The sequence below is a fragment of the Qipengyuania sp. MTN3-11 genome (assembly GCF_042851825.1).
GTDB lineage: Bacteria > Pseudomonadota > Alphaproteobacteria > Sphingomonadales > Sphingomonadaceae > Qipengyuania.
Genome location: NZ_BTGM01000003.1, coordinates 348,172 through 364,912, shown reverse-complemented (window position 1 = coordinate 364,912; position 16,741 = coordinate 348,172). Strand labels below are relative to the sequence as shown.

Genomic DNA, 16,741 nt, shown 5'->3' with positions numbered 1-16,741 from the left:
TCAGCCGGCCGGGAGTTCGGTCTGCGGTGTGCGCCGCCCGGCGACGAGATAGAACAGCGTGCCCAGCCCGAGCAGGCTGGCAAGAACCATCACCGCCTGCGTATCGACCTGAGTGGCGACGAACAGGCTGATCCCGATGGCGATTGCCGCGCAGCTGGCGTGAATGGGATTCACGCGCCCCTCCCGATGTTCGAGCACCGGTAGCGCGGCGGCGCAGATGCCATAGGTCACCAGCCGGATCAGCGTGCCCGCCACTGCCAGCACGGCGAAGCCTTCCCACATACCGAACGCGATCGAGGCGGCACCGGTGAACAGGATGGCGTTGGCCGGGGTTCCGAAGCGCGGCGAGACGCTTGCAAACCAGTGCGGCAGCATGCCCCGCTGCGCCATGCCGTAAAGTATCCGCGGCTGAGTGGTCGAACTGTTGAAATTGTTCGCCGCGATCGAGAATGCCGCGGCGACGACGATGGCGACCGCGCCGATCTCGCCCATGCTGTCGAGCGCGGCGCCGGCAAGCGCATTCTCCTCGTTCTCGACCGCCGGGGCGATCGCCAGATAGGCCCAGATCACCGCCATGTAGAGCGCGGTGACCGCGGCGACCATGGTGACGATCGCGCGCGGGATATCGCGGCGCGGATGGCGGATTTCGCCTGCCGGTTCGACCACCGCCTCGAACCCCATGAAAGCGTAGAAGGTCAGCAGCACCACCGTCTCTACGCGGGAGAATTCGGGCAAGGCGAAGCCGATCGCCGGATTGCCCTCGAAGAGCGCGGAGACGGCGAGGGCGACCAATGGGACGACCTTGATCACCGTCATGACGCCAAGCGCCCCCACCGCCCGGCTCATGCCGACGAGATTGATGCCGGTGATGATCGCCAGGATGGTCGCGATCGCGCCTGCCTCAATCACCGGATCGGCCAGCGCCGGCCACAGCGCCGCCATGTAGGCAACCATGACCGAGGTGTTGGCTGCAGCGGTTACAATGGCGCTGGCATAGCGCGCCCAGCCAGCCTGGAAGCCGACGAACCGACCGAACGCCGCCTCGCCGTAAAGCACCGGGCCGCCGCTGTTCTCGAAGCGCCTGGCGAGCCAGGCGTAGCACAGTGCCAGGGGCATGAAGGCGATGCCCCCGGCCAGCATCAGCCAGGGCGCGAAGCTGCCGACTTCAACGGCGAGGACGGCGGGCAGGGCGAAGATGCCGGCGCCGATCATGCCGTTGACCGGGAACAGTGCCGTTCCCCAGAAGCCGACGGTGCGCGGCGGTGCTTGGTCGATCGAATTGCTCACCGCGGCGAGGTGCATGGAAAGCGGATCAAGCGCAAGGGATGCCAAACACTCTTCGCTTGCATTGGAGTGCTGTCCGACCGTCAGATGGCGTCTGAAATTCGGGAATTAAGACACCCAAAGTGCGTTTGTTCAGGCTTCCGGCACCATCAGGCGATCGTCGCCGCCGGCTCTTTCGCCCCGACATGATGCCGCAGCGACTGGCGATAGCGCGCGGCTGATTTCGCCGCTGGGCGCGCTCGCAGGGCGGTCTTCACCGCGCCGTTGGCCGGCCCGTTCAGCGGTGCGATCTCGCCGAGCAATTCGTCGAGGTCGGCGCTGCGCGAAATGCGCATGCCCTTAAGGCCGGGCAGGTCGGCACAGTCGCGATGGGCAAGGCCGAACATGTAGAGATCGCGAAGCGAAACCTGCTCGCTCAGACCGCTGGCGAGCCTCAGGTCGAGCTTCCCCGGCAGCTGTCGGATCGCCTCGTCGAAACGTTCGAGCTGCAGCCGCTCGCAGCGCCGCACCCGGTTCTTGACCAGCACCCATTCGAGGTCCGACATCTGACGCGCGCGGCGCTCCTCCCGCAGTTCCGTCACCATGGCCGAGAAGCTGCGCATGCCCTTGTATCGGCGCGTCGCCGGGCAGAACCGCGCAAGCGCGTCGAGGTCGAGGAAATTGGCGTTGACCGGGGTCACCAGCCGATCGGCGATCGCAATGGCGCGGCGTGCCATTGCGGTATCCTGTCCCGGAAGGTCGATGACGATGGTGGTGCATTCGGTGCCGATGCGCAGGATTTCCTGCATCAGCATGGACCAGCTCTCGTGGGCGAGCACCAGCGAGGTCGGACCGGGCAGGCTTACCGCCAGGCTGCGCGCCGTGGCGGCACGGTTCTCAAGCGCACGGGCGAGGGAGAGCTGCCGCCGGTCGAGATCCACCGCAAGCACCCGTTCGCCCTTGCGCGCCAGCGAAATCGCGATGTGGAAGGCGAGGGTGGATTTGCCCACCCCGCCTTTTTCGTTGGCGAAGACGATGATGTTCGCCTTCGGGCGAGGCCAGCGGCAGATGTCCGACAATACCACCGACGGATGTTCCGCCTGTTCCCTAGCCATCGATCCCGACGCCCCCACCTGACCCGGACGGACCGCTTCCCACCGCGAATCGAAGGGGTAACGGCGCCATTCACCATGCTAGGCTTATCCACAGGTTGTAAAGGGTGCGAATGGGCGGCGTGCCAATGCGTGACGCTTCCAATCCGTGCCCTCGCGCCTATGTTGCACGCGATGTCGCGTACGAAGGCCGGTTCCCCCCACGATCCGCGAGGAAAGGAACGCTTCCACGAGGAGCGCGCGACCTACACCGTCGCCAGTGCCCAACCCGATCTCGAGACGGGACTGACGGCGATCCGCGATACCGTACGGACGTTGAAGCCCCGCCCGGGGGTCTATCGCATGCTCGATGCGAGGGGCGACGTGCTTTATGTTGGCAAGGCGCGGAGCCTCAAGGCCCGGGTGGCGAACTATACGCAGGTGAAGGCGCTTTCCAACCGGCTGCAGCGCATGGTCAGCCAGACGCGGCGAATGGAGATCGTCGTTACCAATTCCGAGGCCGAGGCGCTGCTGCTCGAAGCGCAGCTGATCAAGCGCTACCGTCCGCCGTTCAATGTCCTGCTGCGCGACGACAAGAGCTTTCCCTTCATCCTTCTGCGCGCCGATCATGCCTTTCCCAGGATCATGAAGCATCGTGGCGCACGGCGGGCCAAGGGCAATTACTACGGCCCCTTCGCCAGCGCAGGTTCGGTCAACAAGACGCTGAACGCGCTGCAGAAGCTGTTCCTGCTCAGGAGCTGTACAGACAGTTTCTTCAACAACCGCGACCGGCCCTGCCTGCTCTACCAGATCAAGCGCTGTTCGGCCCCATGCGTCGGCCGGATCGACGAGGAGGGTTATGCCTCGCTGGTCTCGGAAGCGAAGGATTTCCTCTCGGGGAAATCCGGCGCCGTCCAGGCGAATATCGAGAAGAAGATGGCCAAGGCGGCCGAGGATCTGGATTTCGAGACCGCGACGATCCTGCGCGACCGGTTGCGCGCGGCAACATTCATCCAGGGCAGCCAGGCGATCAATGCCAGCGGCATGGGCGATGCGGACGTTTTTGCCCTGGCCAGCAAAGGCGGTCAGGTCGGGGTCCAGGCCTTCTTCATCCGCGGCGGCCAGAACTGGGGGCACCGCGCCTTCTTTCCCAAGAACACCACCGATCTCGATGAACCCGAGGTGCTCGCCGACGTCCTCCTGCAGTTCTACGAGGAAGTGCCACCGCCTCGCACGATCCTGGTCGATCGCGAACTGCCGGAGCAGGAGTTGATCGCCGAGGCGTTGTGCGAAAAGGCCGGGCACGGTGTCGCCATCTCGATCCCACAGCGCGGCACAAGGCGCAAGCTGATGCAGCAGGCGAGCCGCAATGCGGTCGAGGCGCTCGAACGCAGGCTGGCCGAAAGCGGCACCAAGGCGCGCATCTTTCGCGAGATGGCAGAATTTCTCGAGCTGGACGAACCGCCGCGGCGGATCGAGATTTACGACAACAGCCATATCCAGGGGGACAAGGCGCTGGGTGCCATGGTCGTCGCCGGGCCCGAAGGGTTCGAGAAGGGCCAGTACCGCAAGTTCAACATCCGCGAGGCCGCCACCAACGACGATTTCGGCATGATGCGCGAGGTCATGGGCCGTAGGTTTCGAAAACTTGCCGAGACGGCGCCCGATCCGGAGGACGGCGTCCAGTCGGGCAAGAAGGGGCACGAAGCGATCTGGCCCGATTTGCTGCTGATCGACGGGGGCAAGGGCCAGGTCTCGAGCGTGGTGGCAGTCCTGGAGGACCACGGCATCGCCGACAGCGTCCCGGTCATCGGCATCGCCAAGGGCCCGCATCACGGGCGCGAGGGGCGCGAGGTGTTTCACTTCCCCGACGGACGCGAGAAAACCCTGCCGACCAACTCGCCCCTGCTGTTCCACCTCCAGACCCTGCGCGATGAGGTCCACCGCTACGCCATCGGTGCGCATCGGGCCAAACGCAGCCGCGCGATCACGGCGTCACCGCTTGACGAGATTCCCGGTATCGGCCCGTCGCGCAAGCGCGCGCTGTTGCTGCACTTCGGCACCGCGGGGAAGGTGCGGGCAGCGGCACTCGAAGACCTGAAGCGCGCACCGGGCATCAGCGAGGGCGTGGCGCGCCAGATCTACGATTTCTATCACGCGGGCGGGTAGCGCCCGGGCTCAGCCCTTTTTCGGTTTGCCCTTGAAAGGCCTGCCCTTGAACGCGCTGCCGGAGGATTTCTTCGCGCCGTTCTTCCTGCCGTCGAAGCCCGGATTGCCGCGTGTCGGCTTGGGTCTCGGGCCAGAATGCGGGCGCGGTCCCTTGGCGTTGTCGCGACGCTTCTCGCGTGCTTCGAACCTGGGGCCTTCGGGAGAGGCTTCGATGGAAATCGCGTCCTGCTCGTCGTCGGTACCTGCCGTACGCGCCACGGCATCGGCGAAGCGGTCGGCAATCGCGCGCGGCACCTGCGCCCAGCTTTCGTGCTGCCCGATGCGGATCGCGCCGATCTCGTTGCGGGTGATGTGGCCGCGGCGGCACAGCAGCGGCAGCAGCCAGCGCGGTTCGGCATTCTGCCGGCGGCCGATGCCGATGCGGAACCAGATCGTGTCCTCGAAACCGGGGCGATGGCGCTCGGCCTTCGCTTTCTCGCGTCCCTCGGGGGTATTTGCCAGCATTTCCTCGGGAGCCGGCATCTTCGAACGGTGCGCGTGCACCAGCGCCGCCGCGATGTCCTCGGCACCCAGACGTTCGATCAGTTCGCGCCCGAGCTCACGGTCGGCCTCGTCGAATTCGACGGGTGCGGTCAGCTTGTCCATCAGCCGCGCGCGATCCTTCGCCGCGATCTCTTTCGGGCTCGGCGCATCGAGCCATTCGGCTTCGATTCGCGCTCCGCGCAGCATCCCGTCCACCCGCTTGCGGCGGTTGTAGGGCACGACGATCGCCGCAATGCCCTTCTTGCCGGCGCGTCCGGTCCGGCCCGAGCGGTGCTGCAGGGTCTCGGCGTCCCGCGGGATTTCGACGTGGACCACGAGGCTGAGCGTGGGGAGGTCGATCCCCCGTGCGGCGACGTCGGTGGCTACGCAAACCCGCGCGCGGCGATCGCGCAACGCCTGCAATGCCTGGTTGCGCTCGCTCTGCGAATGTTCGCCCGAGAGCGCGACGACGCCGAAGCCGCGGTTCTGGAGGGTCGCGTGCAGCCTTCGCACGCTCTCGCGCGTGGCGCAGAAGCAGATCGCGGTCTCGGCCTCGTGGAAGCGGAGGAGGTTGACCACCGCATTCTCGATTTCAGAAGGGGCTACGGTCACCGCCTGATAGGCGATATCGCCATGTCCGCGATCCTGCCCGGCGAGCGAGAGGCGCAGCGCGTTCGTCTGGTAGCGCTCGGCCAGCCGCACGATGGCGGGCGGCATGGTGGCCGAAAACATCAGCGTCCGGCGTCGATCGGGCGTCGCATCGAGGATCTCTTCCAGATCGTCGCGGAAACCCATGTCGAGCATTTCGTCCGCTTCGTCGAGGACGACGCCCAAGAGGCCGGACAGGTCGAGCGATCCCCGCTCCAGATGATCGCGCAATCGGCCCGGCGTCCCGACGACGATGGCGGGACCGGAACGCAGAGCACGTCGTTCCTTGCTCGCGTCCATCCCGCCCACGCAGGTGGCGATGTGCAGCCCCTGCTTGGCGTAGAGCCAGCCGAGCTCGCGGCTGACCTGAAGCGCGAGCTCGCGCGTCGGCGCGATTACCAGGGCGAGGGGGCTTTCCACCATCGGCAGGGCGCCGATGTCGTGGAGAATTTGTTCCGCGAGCGCAAGGCCGAAGGCGACGGTCTTTCCCGAACCCGTCTGGGCCGAAACGATCAGGTCGCGGTCTCTGGCATCGTCGGCGACGACCGCGGCCTGAACCGGCGTCAGGGCGGAGTAGCCGCGTCCGGCGAGGGCTTCGGCAAGGATCGGTGGAATATTTTCGAAAGGCATGGGACTCACAGTATGAAAATCGCCGACGCGTGGTGCTCAGAGGCACGGGAATGGCGGCGGAATGACTTGGAGCCGTCGAAGGTCCGGCCGATTGTCGGAACGGGGACAGCGATCGCGCGCCCCTAGCCGATAATCGTGCTCTTGCCTTGCAAATTCTGCCGACGTCCGGCGATCACGACTTTCAGCCCGGCGAAGTCTCGAGTTCCCTCAGGCGCCGAGCCTGAAAGGCAAAGCGCGCGGCCTTGCCGACGTCGTTCTGGAAGCTCGAATTGACGATGCCGCCGACCACCGAGCCGACCAAGGGGACGATCATGCCTGCGCGGTTGCGAAAGCTCGCGAAAGCGATGGCGCGGCTAATGCGCTCCACAGCCTGATCGACCACAGGCGTTATGTGCTCGTGGTCCGCCCGTACCAGCTCTCCGTCCGGCCCGATGCCAACTTCGAGATCGGCGATGCGCTGCTTGCGCTCGTCGGGGTCGTCGAGCGCGGCCAGTTCGAGTATCTGCAGGCGAAACAGCTTTTCGGCGGGGCCTTCCCCATCGAAGCCGTAGGCGTGGCCGGTGTCGCGGATGGTACGCAGGGCGATGGCGATGGTCGCGGGGATGTCCGCGCTCATGGAGATCGCGCCGCCGAGGCCGGCTGCGGCGCCGGTTGTGGCGCTGATCGAACGGGCGGTGCGGGCGGCTTTCTCGGCGGCGCGATGGGCGGCGGTCAGGTCCTTGGGGTCATGCTCGAAGCGCACCAGCTGCGGCGCACCCACCGCCTGGTCCAGTCCCTTGAGGACCGCTTCGACCACGCGCTTGGGGACGATGCCCGCCAGCGCCTTCCCGAATGGGTGGGTGAGCCGTTCGATTCCCCGACCGAGGCGGGAGGGCGTGCCCTCCCGAAATTTTCGCTGCTCGCGCTGGATGTCCATGTCTGCCGAATGGGTGGGCGGCAACCCGGTTCCGAAGCTAATGGCGCGCCGGCGCGAAGAGTATGGCGTTGGCGATCAGCAGGTCGAGCCCGTCGAGGTAACCGCGAGTCGCCGGATCGTGGACGAACCCGATGGCCATGCCCTCGCCGTTGGGCTGGGCGATGAGGTAGGGCTTGAAGGCCATTTGCGCGCGGTTTTCTTCCCACACATAGCCGCTCGCCACCAGATCGCCCGGCGCGGCGAAGCGCAGCACGTTGACCCCATCGGCCTCGTTCAGCGGGGCGAGGATGGTGCCACCATCGGCATGGACGACCGGCGCGCCCCCGTTTCCTGCTCCGTATCCGGAGGTCAGATAATGGTCGGGATCGGCCACAGTGGCGAGCAGCGCGCCGGGAAGGGTGTCGGGCGGAGCGCCGGTGTCGGCGATGGCCTCGCGATACTCGGCCTCGCTGGCGATCGCCGCAGCGGCGGTTTCCTCGTTGCCGGCGTCGTCCTTCTCGCCCCCAGAACCCTCGCTTTCTTTCTCAGTCTCGACCTCGCCGAGGGTGTTCTCGGCCCCGGTGGCGAAGAGGCGGGCCCCGCCTTCGAAAAAGTCTTCGGTCCCGGCACCCACGACCACCGCGACGCCGCCACTCTGGACATAGCGCTTGACCGCCATCGCCGCGGGCTTGTCCAGCCTTGCTTCCGGCAGGATAAGCACATCGTATGCGGCAAGGTCCGCGCTTGGCAGCGTATCGGTGCGGATCGGGGTTACCGGCGTCGCCAGCCGCCGCTCGACGACATAGCGCCAGGCACCGGCCGACAGGGGCGAGACCCCGTCGTCCCACGCCATCGCCACCCGAGGGGCTGAAAGTGCGGCGAATCTATCGCTGCCGATGCTCGGCCCGTCCACGATCCAGCTTTCCTCGAGAGGGACGGTCTCTGCACCGATCTCGCGGGCGAGGGCGGTAAGGCGCGCCATCTTCTCCGCTCCGTTGCCATTCGTGCGGAAGACAACCGTTCCCCGCGGGAAGCGGCGCCCGGCGGCGGTAAATTCCTCGCCTGCGGCGCGCGCCGTCAGACCTTCGCGAAGCGCTGCCAGCACGAGCTGGGCCTGGCCGCTGTCGGACCAGGGCACGGCGAGGCCGTAACGCCCCGCAGGCTGCGCTCGGTCGGCCAAGGGGCCGTCGGCGGCGAGCACGCTCCCTGCCGGTGTCGAACCGCACAGCGCGACGTCGACCCCGGCCATGAGTCCCACCGACCAGGCGGTGGTGTCGTAGAGTTCGTGCGGCTGCCCACGGTCGCGACGCGCTTCCTGCCGGGCTACGAAATCGGGTGGCAGCGGAGTGCTTCGGTCGAGCAGAGCGCGCACCAGCCGGCCTGCCGGCTGGTTCTGCGGCACCGCCAGCGCGCCCTCGGGATAGCTCCGTCCGCAGGCCGAGAAGCCGGGGCCGAGACGTTCGACCGCGATGCCCTGATAGGCGAGCCTGCGGCCCAGAATCTCCGCGTTCCAGCGCCGCTGCGAGAGGTCGATCAGGTAGCTGCCGCTGCCCGAACTCGCCGCGCTGCGCCGATATTGCGCGTAGTCCGCGAGGAAGCGATCGGCGTTGCGTGCCACGGTCTCGGCATAGCTCAACGAGGCAACCATGTGATTGCGGACGCCCTCGGCATAGGTCAGCTCGGTGCCGTCGGGCCGTCCCCACACCAGCCCCCGCGCACTCGACTGCTCGAACGTCGCCGCGACCGCGCCCTGCAGTGTTGGCCAGGTATCGCCGTAACCGGGATAGAAGGCGTCGAAGATCTCACGGGTGTAGTAATCGACCCCGAGATCGTCGAACCATGCGGCCACGCCGCGCCCGAGCAGCGCCTGCTTGTCGCGCTGTCCGGCGGTGATGTTGGGATTGAACGGTTCGGCGGCCGGCGGAAAATAGAAGGTGCTGTCGCCCCCCATTTCGTGTGCGTCGACAAGCACCACCGGATTCCAGTCGCGCACCGCGGCGACCTTGCCGCGGGTCTCGGGCTGGGTCAGCGCGAACCAATCGCGGTTGAGGTCGAACAGATAGTGGTTGAAGCGCCCGCCGGGCCATTGCTGGTCATGTTCGGCGGCATGGCGGTCGGGGCTTGGTTCCAGGCCCGCAGCGGTGCGGTAATGCTGCACGAAACGGGCACGCCCGTCCGGGTTCTGGCTCGGGTCGATGACCACGATCGAATTGGAGAGGACGGTGTCGACGCGCTCGTCCCCACGCGCGGCGAGCAGGTGATAGGCGAGCGCCAAGGCGGCGTCGGAACTGGAGATCTCGTCGCCATGTACGCCGTAGGCGAGCCAGGTCACCGGCAGGACCCCGTCGAGCGGCGCGCCAGGCTCGCCGGCGGCGATTCGCGCCATGGCCGCCTTGTTCGCCTCCAACCGCGCCATGTTGGCCGGGGCGGATATCACGAGGTAGTGGAGCGGGCGGCCTTCCCAGCTGGTGGCATATTGCACCAGCCGGGTGCGGTCGGGCGCGGCCTGCGCCAGGACCTCGAGATAGCGCGCAATCTCGTCCGCCGAGGAGATACGTGTGCCGGTGGCATGGCCGAGGCTCTGTTCCAGCGAAGGGATTTCCGGATCGAAATTGCCTGGAAGCGGCGACTGAGCGAATGCGGTTACCGCGAGTGCCGACGCCATCGTTGCCGTGAAGGCAGCGCGGACCGAGCCCCAAAAGCGATTTCCGAGACCCATTGTCCATTCCCCGACCTGTTCGGGCTAAGCAACTAGTCGGAGCAGGTGCCGCGGGCAATGGGGGGACATTCTCGAGGAATTCTTCGCCCGAGAATGCTATTGCGAACTATTCGCATTGACGCTGTACTGCATGATCTCTAGCGCGCCAGACATGAGCCGGCGCACCATCCGCATCTGGTATCTGATCCATCGCTGGAGCAGCCTCGTCTCGACGCTGTTCCTGCTGATGCTGTGCGTCACCGGGCTGCCGCTGATCTTTCACGACGAGATCGACGCGACCTTCGGCACCGATTGGGAAAGCCGGCTTGCGGGCAACCCCTCAGCCACCACCGGACAACCTCTCGACAGCATCGTCGCCGCCGCTCGCGACGAACGGCCGGGGGAGGTGCCGCTGTTCATCGGCTTCAGTCAGGACAGCTCACTGATCACCGTCACCACCGGTCCGACGCCCGATGCCCCGGGCGAGGACATGACCTTGCTGTATTTCGATCGGCTCACCGGGCAGTCGCTCGGCCCGGTGGAAGAAGGCGGAGTCATGGACGTGATCCTCGGTCTCCATACCGACATGCTGCTCGGCTTTCCGGGCATGATCTTCCTAGGTGTGATGGGAATCCTGTTCATCGTCGCGCTGGTCTCGGGCGTGGTGCTTTATGCGCCCTTCATGCGCCGGCTGCGCTTCGGAACGCTGCGGCAAGGGCGATCGCGCCGTGTCCGCACGCTCGACCGGCACAACCTCATCGGCGTGGCAACGCTCGGCTGGGCACTGGTGGTCGGCGGTACCGGGGCGATCAATGCTTTCGCCGATCCGTTGGTCGACGGCTGGCGCGAGGGCGAGCTTGCCGCGATGATCGCCCAGCAGTCCTCGACCGATCCGCTGGCGCCCGAGGACTACGGTTCGCTCGATCGGGCGATGGCGCGCGCACAAGCCGCGCTTCCGGGCCGTTCGCCACAGTTTGTCGGTTTTCCGGGCGGGGCGTGGAGCGGACCGCGCCACTACGCGATCTTCTTCCAGGGCGACCGTCCGCTGACCAGCCATCTGCTCACCCCGGCGCTCCTCGAGGCGGACAGCGGCCGTTTGGTCGATGCGCGCGAGATGCCTGGGCTCAACAAGGCTCTGATGCTCTCCAAGCCGCTCCACTTCGGGGATTACGGCGGGCTGGCGTTCAAGCTGCTTTGGGCAGCGCTCGACCTGCTGACGATCTGGGTGCTGTGGACCGGGCTGGTGCTGTGGATGCGCCGTTCGCCCGGTCGCATCGAGCGCCGGATCGACGAGATCGCCACCGGCGGCGCGCGCGGAGCGACGGCATGAGCGCATCGCGCCTCTCCAAACCCCGCAGCCTGTGGCGCCCGCTGCTGGTTCCTGCCGCGCTCCTTTTCGCGAGCTTGTTTGGACTGATCCTGGCGCTCACCGGCGACGGAGCGACCGACTGGTTCGCCGCGTTCCTTCTCTTCCTCCCGCTACTTGCCATCCTGCGCGCCGGCGCGGGCGGCTCCTCATCCCTCAAGAACACACGATAAAGGATTTGCCTCCCATGTTCCGACTGCTTGCCGCCGCTTCGGCGATCGCCGTTTCCGCCGGGCTATCCGCTCCGCTTCATGCGCAGGAAGCGAGTGAGGACGAGAGCACCATCGTCGTCACCGCGCAGCGTGAGAACCGCACCGAGGTCATCGCCGGCGGCACCGTCGGCGTCCTGGGCGACAAGCCGGCTGAAGATGTTCCCTTCACGGTGCGAACCTTCGACGAAAGCCTGATCCTCAACCAGCAGCCGCAGACGCTGGGCGACGTGCTGGAGAACGACCCCACCGTGCGGACCACCTTGGGCTTCGGCATTGCGGGCGAACAGTTCGTGATCCGCGGTTTCCCGCTCTACGGCGACGATGTCGGGATGAACGGGCTCTATGGCGTAACGCCCCGCCAGCTGATCGCGCCCGAACTCTATAGCGGGGTGCAGGTCCTGAACGGCGCCAACGCCTTCCTTTATGGTGCCGCGCCGGGCGGCACCGGCATCGGCGGCAACGTCAATCTCCAGCTCAAACAGGCGGGCGAGGAAGCACTGACGCGCGCGACGCTAGGCTACACCTCCAGCTCGCATTTCGGCGGTAGCGCCGACATCTCACGCCGCTTCGGAAACGAGGGCCAGTTCGGCGTCCGGGTGAACGGCGTGTTCCGCAGCGGCGACGTCGCGATCGACGACGAATTTCGCGAGACGCTGGCGACCAGTGCCGCCTTCGACTGGCGCAGCGACAATGTCCGCATCTACGCCGATCTCGCCTACCAGCGGATCGAGGTCGACCGGCTGCGCCCGCAGGTCGGCCTCGCCGCCGGTGCCGTGCCCGCCGTTCCGGAAGCGGACGCCAATTACGGGCAGGCCTTCACCAATACCCAGCTCGAAAGCATCTTCGGCATCGCCCGGCTCGAATACGACATCGCCGACAACGCAATGTTCTACATCACCGGCGGCGCGCTGGAGAGCGAGGAGAACGGGATCTACGACAGCATCACGGTGACGGACGCCGCCACGGGCGCGGCCAGCGGCGGCGCCTCGATCATCCCCGCCGAACAGAGCAACCAAGCGCTCGAAGCGGGCCTGCGCGCCAAGATCGGCAGCGCGGTCACGCAGGAATTCAATTTCGGCGCGAACATAAGCTGGCAGGAATTCCGCACCGCCTTCGACTTCCGGACCAATTACGCGACCAATATCTACGACACGCCGCAGGTCGCCATTCCGACCACGGTGTCCTTCGCCAGCGGAAACATGGACGATCCGCTGCCCAATAGCCGCTCGCGCCTGCTAAGCGCCTTCGTATCGGACACGATCGGGTTCTGGGACGATCGTGTGCTGGTGATCGGCGGCCTGCGCATCCAGGAAATCGAAGCGCGCGGTTTCGACATCAACACCGGCGCCGAAACCAGTGGCTACGAGGAAAGCGCGGTCACACCGGTCGCCGGGCTTGTCGTCAAGCCGGTCGAGGGTCTGTCGCTCTTCGCCAACCGTATCGAGGGGCTGCAGCAGGGCCAGACCGCGCCCACCGAGCCGGGGATTGACCCCGACAATCCGGGCGGTCCCGCTCTTCCGGTCAGCAATGCCGGGCAGGTGCTCCAGCCCTTCAAGTCGGTCCAGTACGAGATCGGCGCGAAACTGGCGCTCGGCGCGCTCGATGCCAGCATCGCCGCCTATACGATCGAGCAGCCCAACGCCTTCCTCGGCCCGGATGCCGACCGGCCCGGTTTCCTCGTCTTCGCCCCCTTCGGAGAACAGCGCAATCGCGGGATCGAGGCTTTCGTCGCGGGCGAACCGACCGATGGGCTGCGCCTCATCCTGGGCGGTTCGGTGATCGATGCGGAACTGACCAACACGCCTGGCGGCGTGAACGAGGGCAACGGCGCGCTCGGCGTTCCGGACTATACGATCAACGCCAATGCCGAATGGGACCTGCCCTTCGTTCCCGGCTTCACGCTTACGGGCCGCGTGGTCCATACCGGCGAACAATGGGTCGATCAGGCCAACACGCTCGAACTCGATCCATGGACGCGGGTCGATCTAGGCGCGCGCTACGTCTTCGCCGCGGGCGAGACGCCGGTCACCCTGCGCTTCACGGTCGACAACGTGGCGAACGAGCAGTTCTGGAGCTCGTCCTTCACCGCGTTCGGGGCGTTCGGCGGCCAATTGCTGCAGGGCGATCCGCGAACCTACAAGGCCTCGATCTCGGCCGATTTCTGAAGGTGATTTCCGAGGGTAAGGGGGCGCGGGTCAGTCCGCGCCCTTCTTCCTCGCGCGGCGGATCATGCCCTCCTGTGCGACGCTTGCGACGAGCTGGCCGCCGGCGTCGAATATGCGCCCGCGATTGAAGCCGCGCCCGCCGCCCGACCACGGGCTGTCGGTGGCGTAGAGCAGCCATTCGTCGGCTCTGGCCGGTCGGTGGAACCAGATCGCGTGGTCGAGGCTGGCCCCGTTCAGCTCGCCGCGCATCCACGACAAGCCATGGGGCAGGGCGCTGGTGCCGAGCAGGGCGAAGTCGCTGGCATAGGCGATGACCGCGCGATGCATCGCCGGATCGTCGGGAAGAGGCGCCACGGCGCGGAACCAGCTGTGGCTCCGGGGCTCGCGCGGCTCGCTGTTCATCCAGTGGAGCCGGTCGCTGGTGCGGGTCTCGATCGGCCTTGGGCGCAGGGTCAGCGCGCGCTGTGCCTCGCTCATCCTGTCGCCGTAGAGTTCGACCATCTCGCGGCGAACCTCCGTATCCGGCCGCAGTTCCTCGGGCGTTGGCACGTCGGGCATCGGCTCGTCCTGGTGGGCCAGGCCTTCCTCGGGCCGCTGGAACGAGGCGGTAAGATTGAGGATCGGCTTGTTCGGCCCGCCGCCTTTGGCGGGCTGGCTGGCCACGACCCTGCGATTGGCGAAGCTGCGTCCCGTGAAATCACGCTCCGTCCGGTAGGCGATGTCGAACCCTTCCTCGCCGGCGCGCAGGAAATAGGCGTGCAGCGAATGTGCTTCGAAGCCCTCGGGCGCGGTCGCCTGGGCCGCCTGCAATGCCTGCGCCACGACTTGGCCGCCGAACACCCGGCCGACTCCACCCGGCTGTTGCGACCCGGTGAACCCCTCGTCGCCGTTTCGCTGCACCGTCAACAGGCGCACCAGCTTCGCGGCGAGTTGCTCAGGAGTGGGATCCGGTTCGTCTGCCATAGCGGCAGCGCCTTTCGCCGCTCGCCTAGCTGCTGGCAAGCCCGATCCGGCGGATGGCCCGCTGGGCAAACGCCTTGCCGCGATTGGTTGCGGGCCAGCGATCCGGCGCTTTTGGCGAAAAGCCCAGCGATCGCAAGCGGGCGTTGAAGGCGCGCGCATCGGCCTCGGCATAGCTCCATTCGCTGCGCCAGGTGATCGACAGCGAGATCGAGCTCGCAGGGCCATTGCGAACGAAATGCGGGGCCATGACGGGGACGAACAGGGCATCGCCCGGCGACAGGCGGAATTCGGTGCCGCCCGTCACCAGATCGTCGTTCCAGGCCAGTTCGCGCGCGCCGCCGGTGTGGTAGCTTTCGTGCGTGGTGTCGGGCGCGAAGCGGTCGTCACCGGCGGGAAACTGGGTCATCACCTTGCTGCCGGTGAGCTGCAGGAGGATGTTGTGTTCGGGATCGAAATGATAGGGTGTGACCGCGTTGGGGCTGGAGATGAAAACGAAGCCCTGCGGGGTGAGCATCGCCCCGGTTTTTTCCTCGATCACCGGCCGCAGCTCGCCCAGCAGGTCCATCAGCAGTGCACGGTATTCCGGAACCTGCTCGATGTTCTTGAGGACGGCCCAGCTGTCGGTGCGGGCGATGTGACGGATCGTTTCCTCGATCGACAGGCCGTTCGATCCAGGCTTTCCGGAAACGCCGATCGGCAGATTGCCACGGTTGTACTCGATCGAGCTTTCGGGCAGCGCACTGGCGAGTTCGGCGAGGGCATCGAGTTCGAGGCGCGAGTCCTCGGCGAGCTCGTGGCGCAGAATATGCGGCGTTTCGGGATAGTTCACCGCGAAGGCGGCCCGGGACGTCGGAGGGAACACCGCGCGGGCGGCCGATGGCGTCAGCTTTTCGTGAAGGCTCATGGGGTCGTCTCCAGATTTCGCGCCTCAATCGCGGCGATGGCGGCGCCGATGCTTCGCCGCATCTTGCCGCCGATGCCGATCGTGACGTTGCCGACGGTCCGGCGGTCGCGCCAGAAGTGATCGATCATCGGATGTCCGGGGGCAGCGCAGCTGTCGGACATCACGATCTCCTTGCGCTCCAGGACGCGAAGGTTTTCCACCTGCAGTAACAGCCCGGGGGAAAGCTTCGCCAGCGCATCGTCGAAGGCGGTCTTGTAGCTGAATGCGATCGGCGGAGCGACGAAGCTCGCCAGCATGGCGATGGGCTGGCCGTCGAGGTGGAAGGCCAGCCGCTCGAGCCGTCCTTCCCCCGCGGCGGCAGCGATGCTCTCGCGGAACAGGTTCTCGGTGCGCGGATCGCTGGCGAGGGCGGAGCCGGCCTCGCCCTTCCACCCGGCCTTTTCGAGCGCGAGAAATTCGTCCGTCCACCGCGCGATGCCCCCATCGTCGATCGCGCGGGTGAATTCGAGCAGTCCCATTTCCTCCAGCCGGCGACGCTTGCGGTCGAGTTCCTTTCGACGCTTCTTTACCAGGCATGCGTCGAGATGCTCTTGCGGCGTCGGGCCGGCTTTCAGCGCGGCTCTTTCCTCGCGGTGCACCACGCGCAGGGGTCGGCGGGTCGACCGGCAAACGTCCTCTAGCACAGCAAGCGTGCCGCCCTCGAGCGCCAAGGTGTTGAGGTGGAGAAAAAGGGCGGTCCTCGCCTCGCGGTCGCACCAGGAGAGAAGGCCATTCCAGAAATGTGCTTCGCGATCAGGACGGATCAGCGGCGCGCCGAAGAACTGGTTGGCATGTGTCCAGTTCGCGAGATTGGGAATCGGCCGGTCGTTGTGGCTGCTGCGCCGGACGAGGGGCATCAGTCCCGAGAGCCGACCCTGCTCGACCGTGAACGCCAGCATCACCGCCCTGTCCGGATCGAACTGCCTTAGAGCGGGGAGAAGATACCACGGTTCGTAAAACGGATTGGGGGAGGCGGTGGCGTGCGCGAGTACCTGCCATTGGCGGATCAACGAGGGATCGGCGTGCCGCCAGGCGATTGCATGAAAGCCATCGACCAGAGCCGGCGGGGGCAAGCCTTCCCCGGCGCTGTCGCGCGGTGCGATGCCCGTGAGATCGTCGATATGCGTCACATTGCCCCTCGGATGGCCGGGCGGGGATTAGCAATGCGGATTTTAA

The 16,741-nt window shown here is 66.5% G+C and carries 12 protein-coding genes; 4 read left to right on the top strand and 8 right to left on the bottom strand.

Annotated features, from left to right (window positions below; translation table 11 throughout):
- Both ACGHN1_RS12700 and ACGHN1_RS12695 read right to left on the bottom strand, forming a co-directional pair.
- Positions 1–1,287: an APC family permease gene (locus ACGHN1_RS12700; protein WP_390551223.1), complete on the bottom strand. Its 1,287-nt coding sequence runs from the start codon at positions 1,285–1,287 to the stop codon at positions 1–3.
- 146 nt (positions 1,288–1,433) lie between these two features.
- A complete protein-coding gene (locus ACGHN1_RS12695) occupies positions 1,434–2,378 on the bottom strand; it encodes a division plane positioning ATPase MipZ (protein ID WP_390551222.1) in 945 nt (314 codons plus the stop codon).
- Positions 2,379–2,549: 171 nt separating this feature from the next.
- Here ACGHN1_RS12695 and uvrC point away from each other — a divergent pair, with 171 nt between their 5' ends.
- On the top strand, positions 2,550–4,523 hold the full coding sequence (uvrC, locus tag ACGHN1_RS12690; protein WP_390551221.1) for an excinuclease ABC subunit UvrC: 1,974 nt from the start codon (positions 2,550–2,552) through the stop codon (positions 4,521–4,523).
- Between the two features lie 9 nt (positions 4,524–4,532).
- Here uvrC and ACGHN1_RS12685 read toward each other — a convergent pair whose 3' ends face one another.
- The 3 genes from ACGHN1_RS12685 to ACGHN1_RS12675 form a co-directional block, all read right to left on the bottom strand.
- Positions 4,533–6,323, bottom strand: a complete 1,791-nt coding sequence (locus ACGHN1_RS12685) for a DEAD/DEAH box helicase (protein WP_390551220.1) — start codon at positions 6,321–6,323, stop codon at positions 4,533–4,535.
- A gap of 181 nt (positions 6,324–6,504) precedes the next feature.
- On the bottom strand, positions 6,505–7,239 hold the full coding sequence (locus ACGHN1_RS12680; protein WP_390551219.1) for an EcsC family protein: 735 nt from the start codon (positions 7,237–7,239) through the stop codon (positions 6,505–6,507).
- Positions 7,240–7,276: 37 nt separating this feature from the next.
- A complete protein-coding gene (locus ACGHN1_RS12675) occupies positions 7,277–9,937 on the bottom strand; it encodes a M14 family zinc carboxypeptidase (protein WP_390551218.1) in 2,661 nt (886 codons plus the stop codon).
- Between the two features lie 151 nt (positions 9,938–10,088).
- Between ACGHN1_RS12675 and ACGHN1_RS12670 the strand changes: the two genes are divergently transcribed.
- The 3 genes from ACGHN1_RS12670 to ACGHN1_RS12660 are packed head-to-tail and all read left to right on the top strand — an operon-like array spanning position 10,089 to position 13,659.
- Positions 10,089–11,246 carry a PepSY-associated TM helix domain-containing protein gene (locus tag ACGHN1_RS12670; RefSeq protein ID WP_390551217.1) on the top strand — a complete coding sequence of 386 codons (1,158 nt, stop codon included), beginning with the start codon at positions 10,089–10,091 and terminating at the stop codon, positions 11,244–11,246.
- Positions 11,243–11,455, top strand: a complete 213-nt coding sequence (locus ACGHN1_RS12665) for a hypothetical protein (RefSeq protein ID WP_390551216.1) — start codon at positions 11,243–11,245, stop codon at positions 11,453–11,455. Before ACGHN1_RS12670 ends, ACGHN1_RS12665 begins: the two co-directional genes overlap by 4 nt.
- Positions 11,456–11,469: 14 nt before the next feature.
- Positions 11,470–13,659 (top strand): TonB-dependent receptor, encoded by a 2,190-nt coding sequence (locus ACGHN1_RS12660; RefSeq protein WP_390551215.1) that lies wholly within the window; start codon positions 11,470–11,472, stop codon positions 13,657–13,659.
- Between the two features lie 30 nt (positions 13,660–13,689).
- On the opposite strand, the gene ACGHN1_RS12655 is transcribed toward ACGHN1_RS12660, so the two are convergent.
- From ACGHN1_RS12655 to ACGHN1_RS12645, 3 genes are read right to left on the bottom strand one after another with little or no spacing between them, the layout of a single operon-like run.
- A complete protein-coding gene (locus tag ACGHN1_RS12655) occupies positions 13,690–14,622 on the bottom strand; it encodes an acyl-CoA thioesterase (RefSeq protein ID WP_390551214.1) in 933 nt (310 codons plus the stop codon).
- Positions 14,623–14,647: 25 nt separating this feature from the next.
- Complete coding sequence (locus tag ACGHN1_RS12650; protein ID WP_390551213.1) at positions 14,648–15,526, bottom strand: transcriptional regulator; 879 nt, start codon at positions 15,524–15,526, stop codon at positions 14,648–14,650.
- Positions 15,523–16,695, bottom strand: a complete 1,173-nt coding sequence (locus ACGHN1_RS12645) for a GNAT family N-acetyltransferase (RefSeq protein WP_390551211.1) — start codon at positions 16,693–16,695, stop codon at positions 15,523–15,525. The genes ACGHN1_RS12650 and ACGHN1_RS12645 overlap by 4 nt, the downstream gene beginning before the upstream one ends.
- Positions 16,696–16,741: the final 46 nt, after the last annotated feature.

Excerpts from the sequence above, each read along its gene's own strand:
- ACGHN1_RS12695 (WP_390551222.1), bottom strand. The coding sequence starts at position 2,378 with ATGGCTAGGGAACAGGCGGAACATCCGTCGGTGGTATTGTCGGACATC.
- uvrC (WP_390551221.1), top strand. The coding sequence starts at position 2,550 with ATGTCGCGTACGAAGGCCGGTTCCCCCCACGATCCGCGAGGAAAGGAA.
- ACGHN1_RS12685 (WP_390551220.1), bottom strand. The coding sequence starts at position 6,323 with ATGCCTTTCGAAAATATTCCACCGATCCTTGCCGAAGCCCTCGCCGGA.
- ACGHN1_RS12680 (WP_390551219.1), bottom strand. The coding sequence starts at position 7,239 with ATGGACATCCAGCGCGAGCAGCGAAAATTTCGGGAGGGCACGCCCTCC.
- ACGHN1_RS12675 (WP_390551218.1), bottom strand. The coding sequence starts at position 9,937 with ATGGGTCTCGGAAATCGCTTTTGGGGCTCGGTCCGCGCTGCCTTCACG.
- ACGHN1_RS12670 (WP_390551217.1), top strand. The coding sequence starts at position 10,089 with ATGAGCCGGCGCACCATCCGCATCTGGTATCTGATCCATCGCTGGAGC.
- ACGHN1_RS12665 (WP_390551216.1), top strand. The coding sequence starts at position 11,243 with ATGAGCGCATCGCGCCTCTCCAAACCCCGCAGCCTGTGGCGCCCGCTG.
- ACGHN1_RS12660 (WP_390551215.1), top strand. The coding sequence starts at position 11,470 with ATGTTCCGACTGCTTGCCGCCGCTTCGGCGATCGCCGTTTCCGCCGGG.
- ACGHN1_RS12655 (WP_390551214.1), bottom strand. The coding sequence starts at position 14,622 with ATGGCAGACGAACCGGATCCCACTCCTGAGCAACTCGCCGCGAAGCTG.
- ACGHN1_RS12650 (WP_390551213.1), bottom strand. The coding sequence starts at position 15,526 with ATGAGCCTTCACGAAAAGCTGACGCCATCGGCCGCCCGCGCGGTGTTC.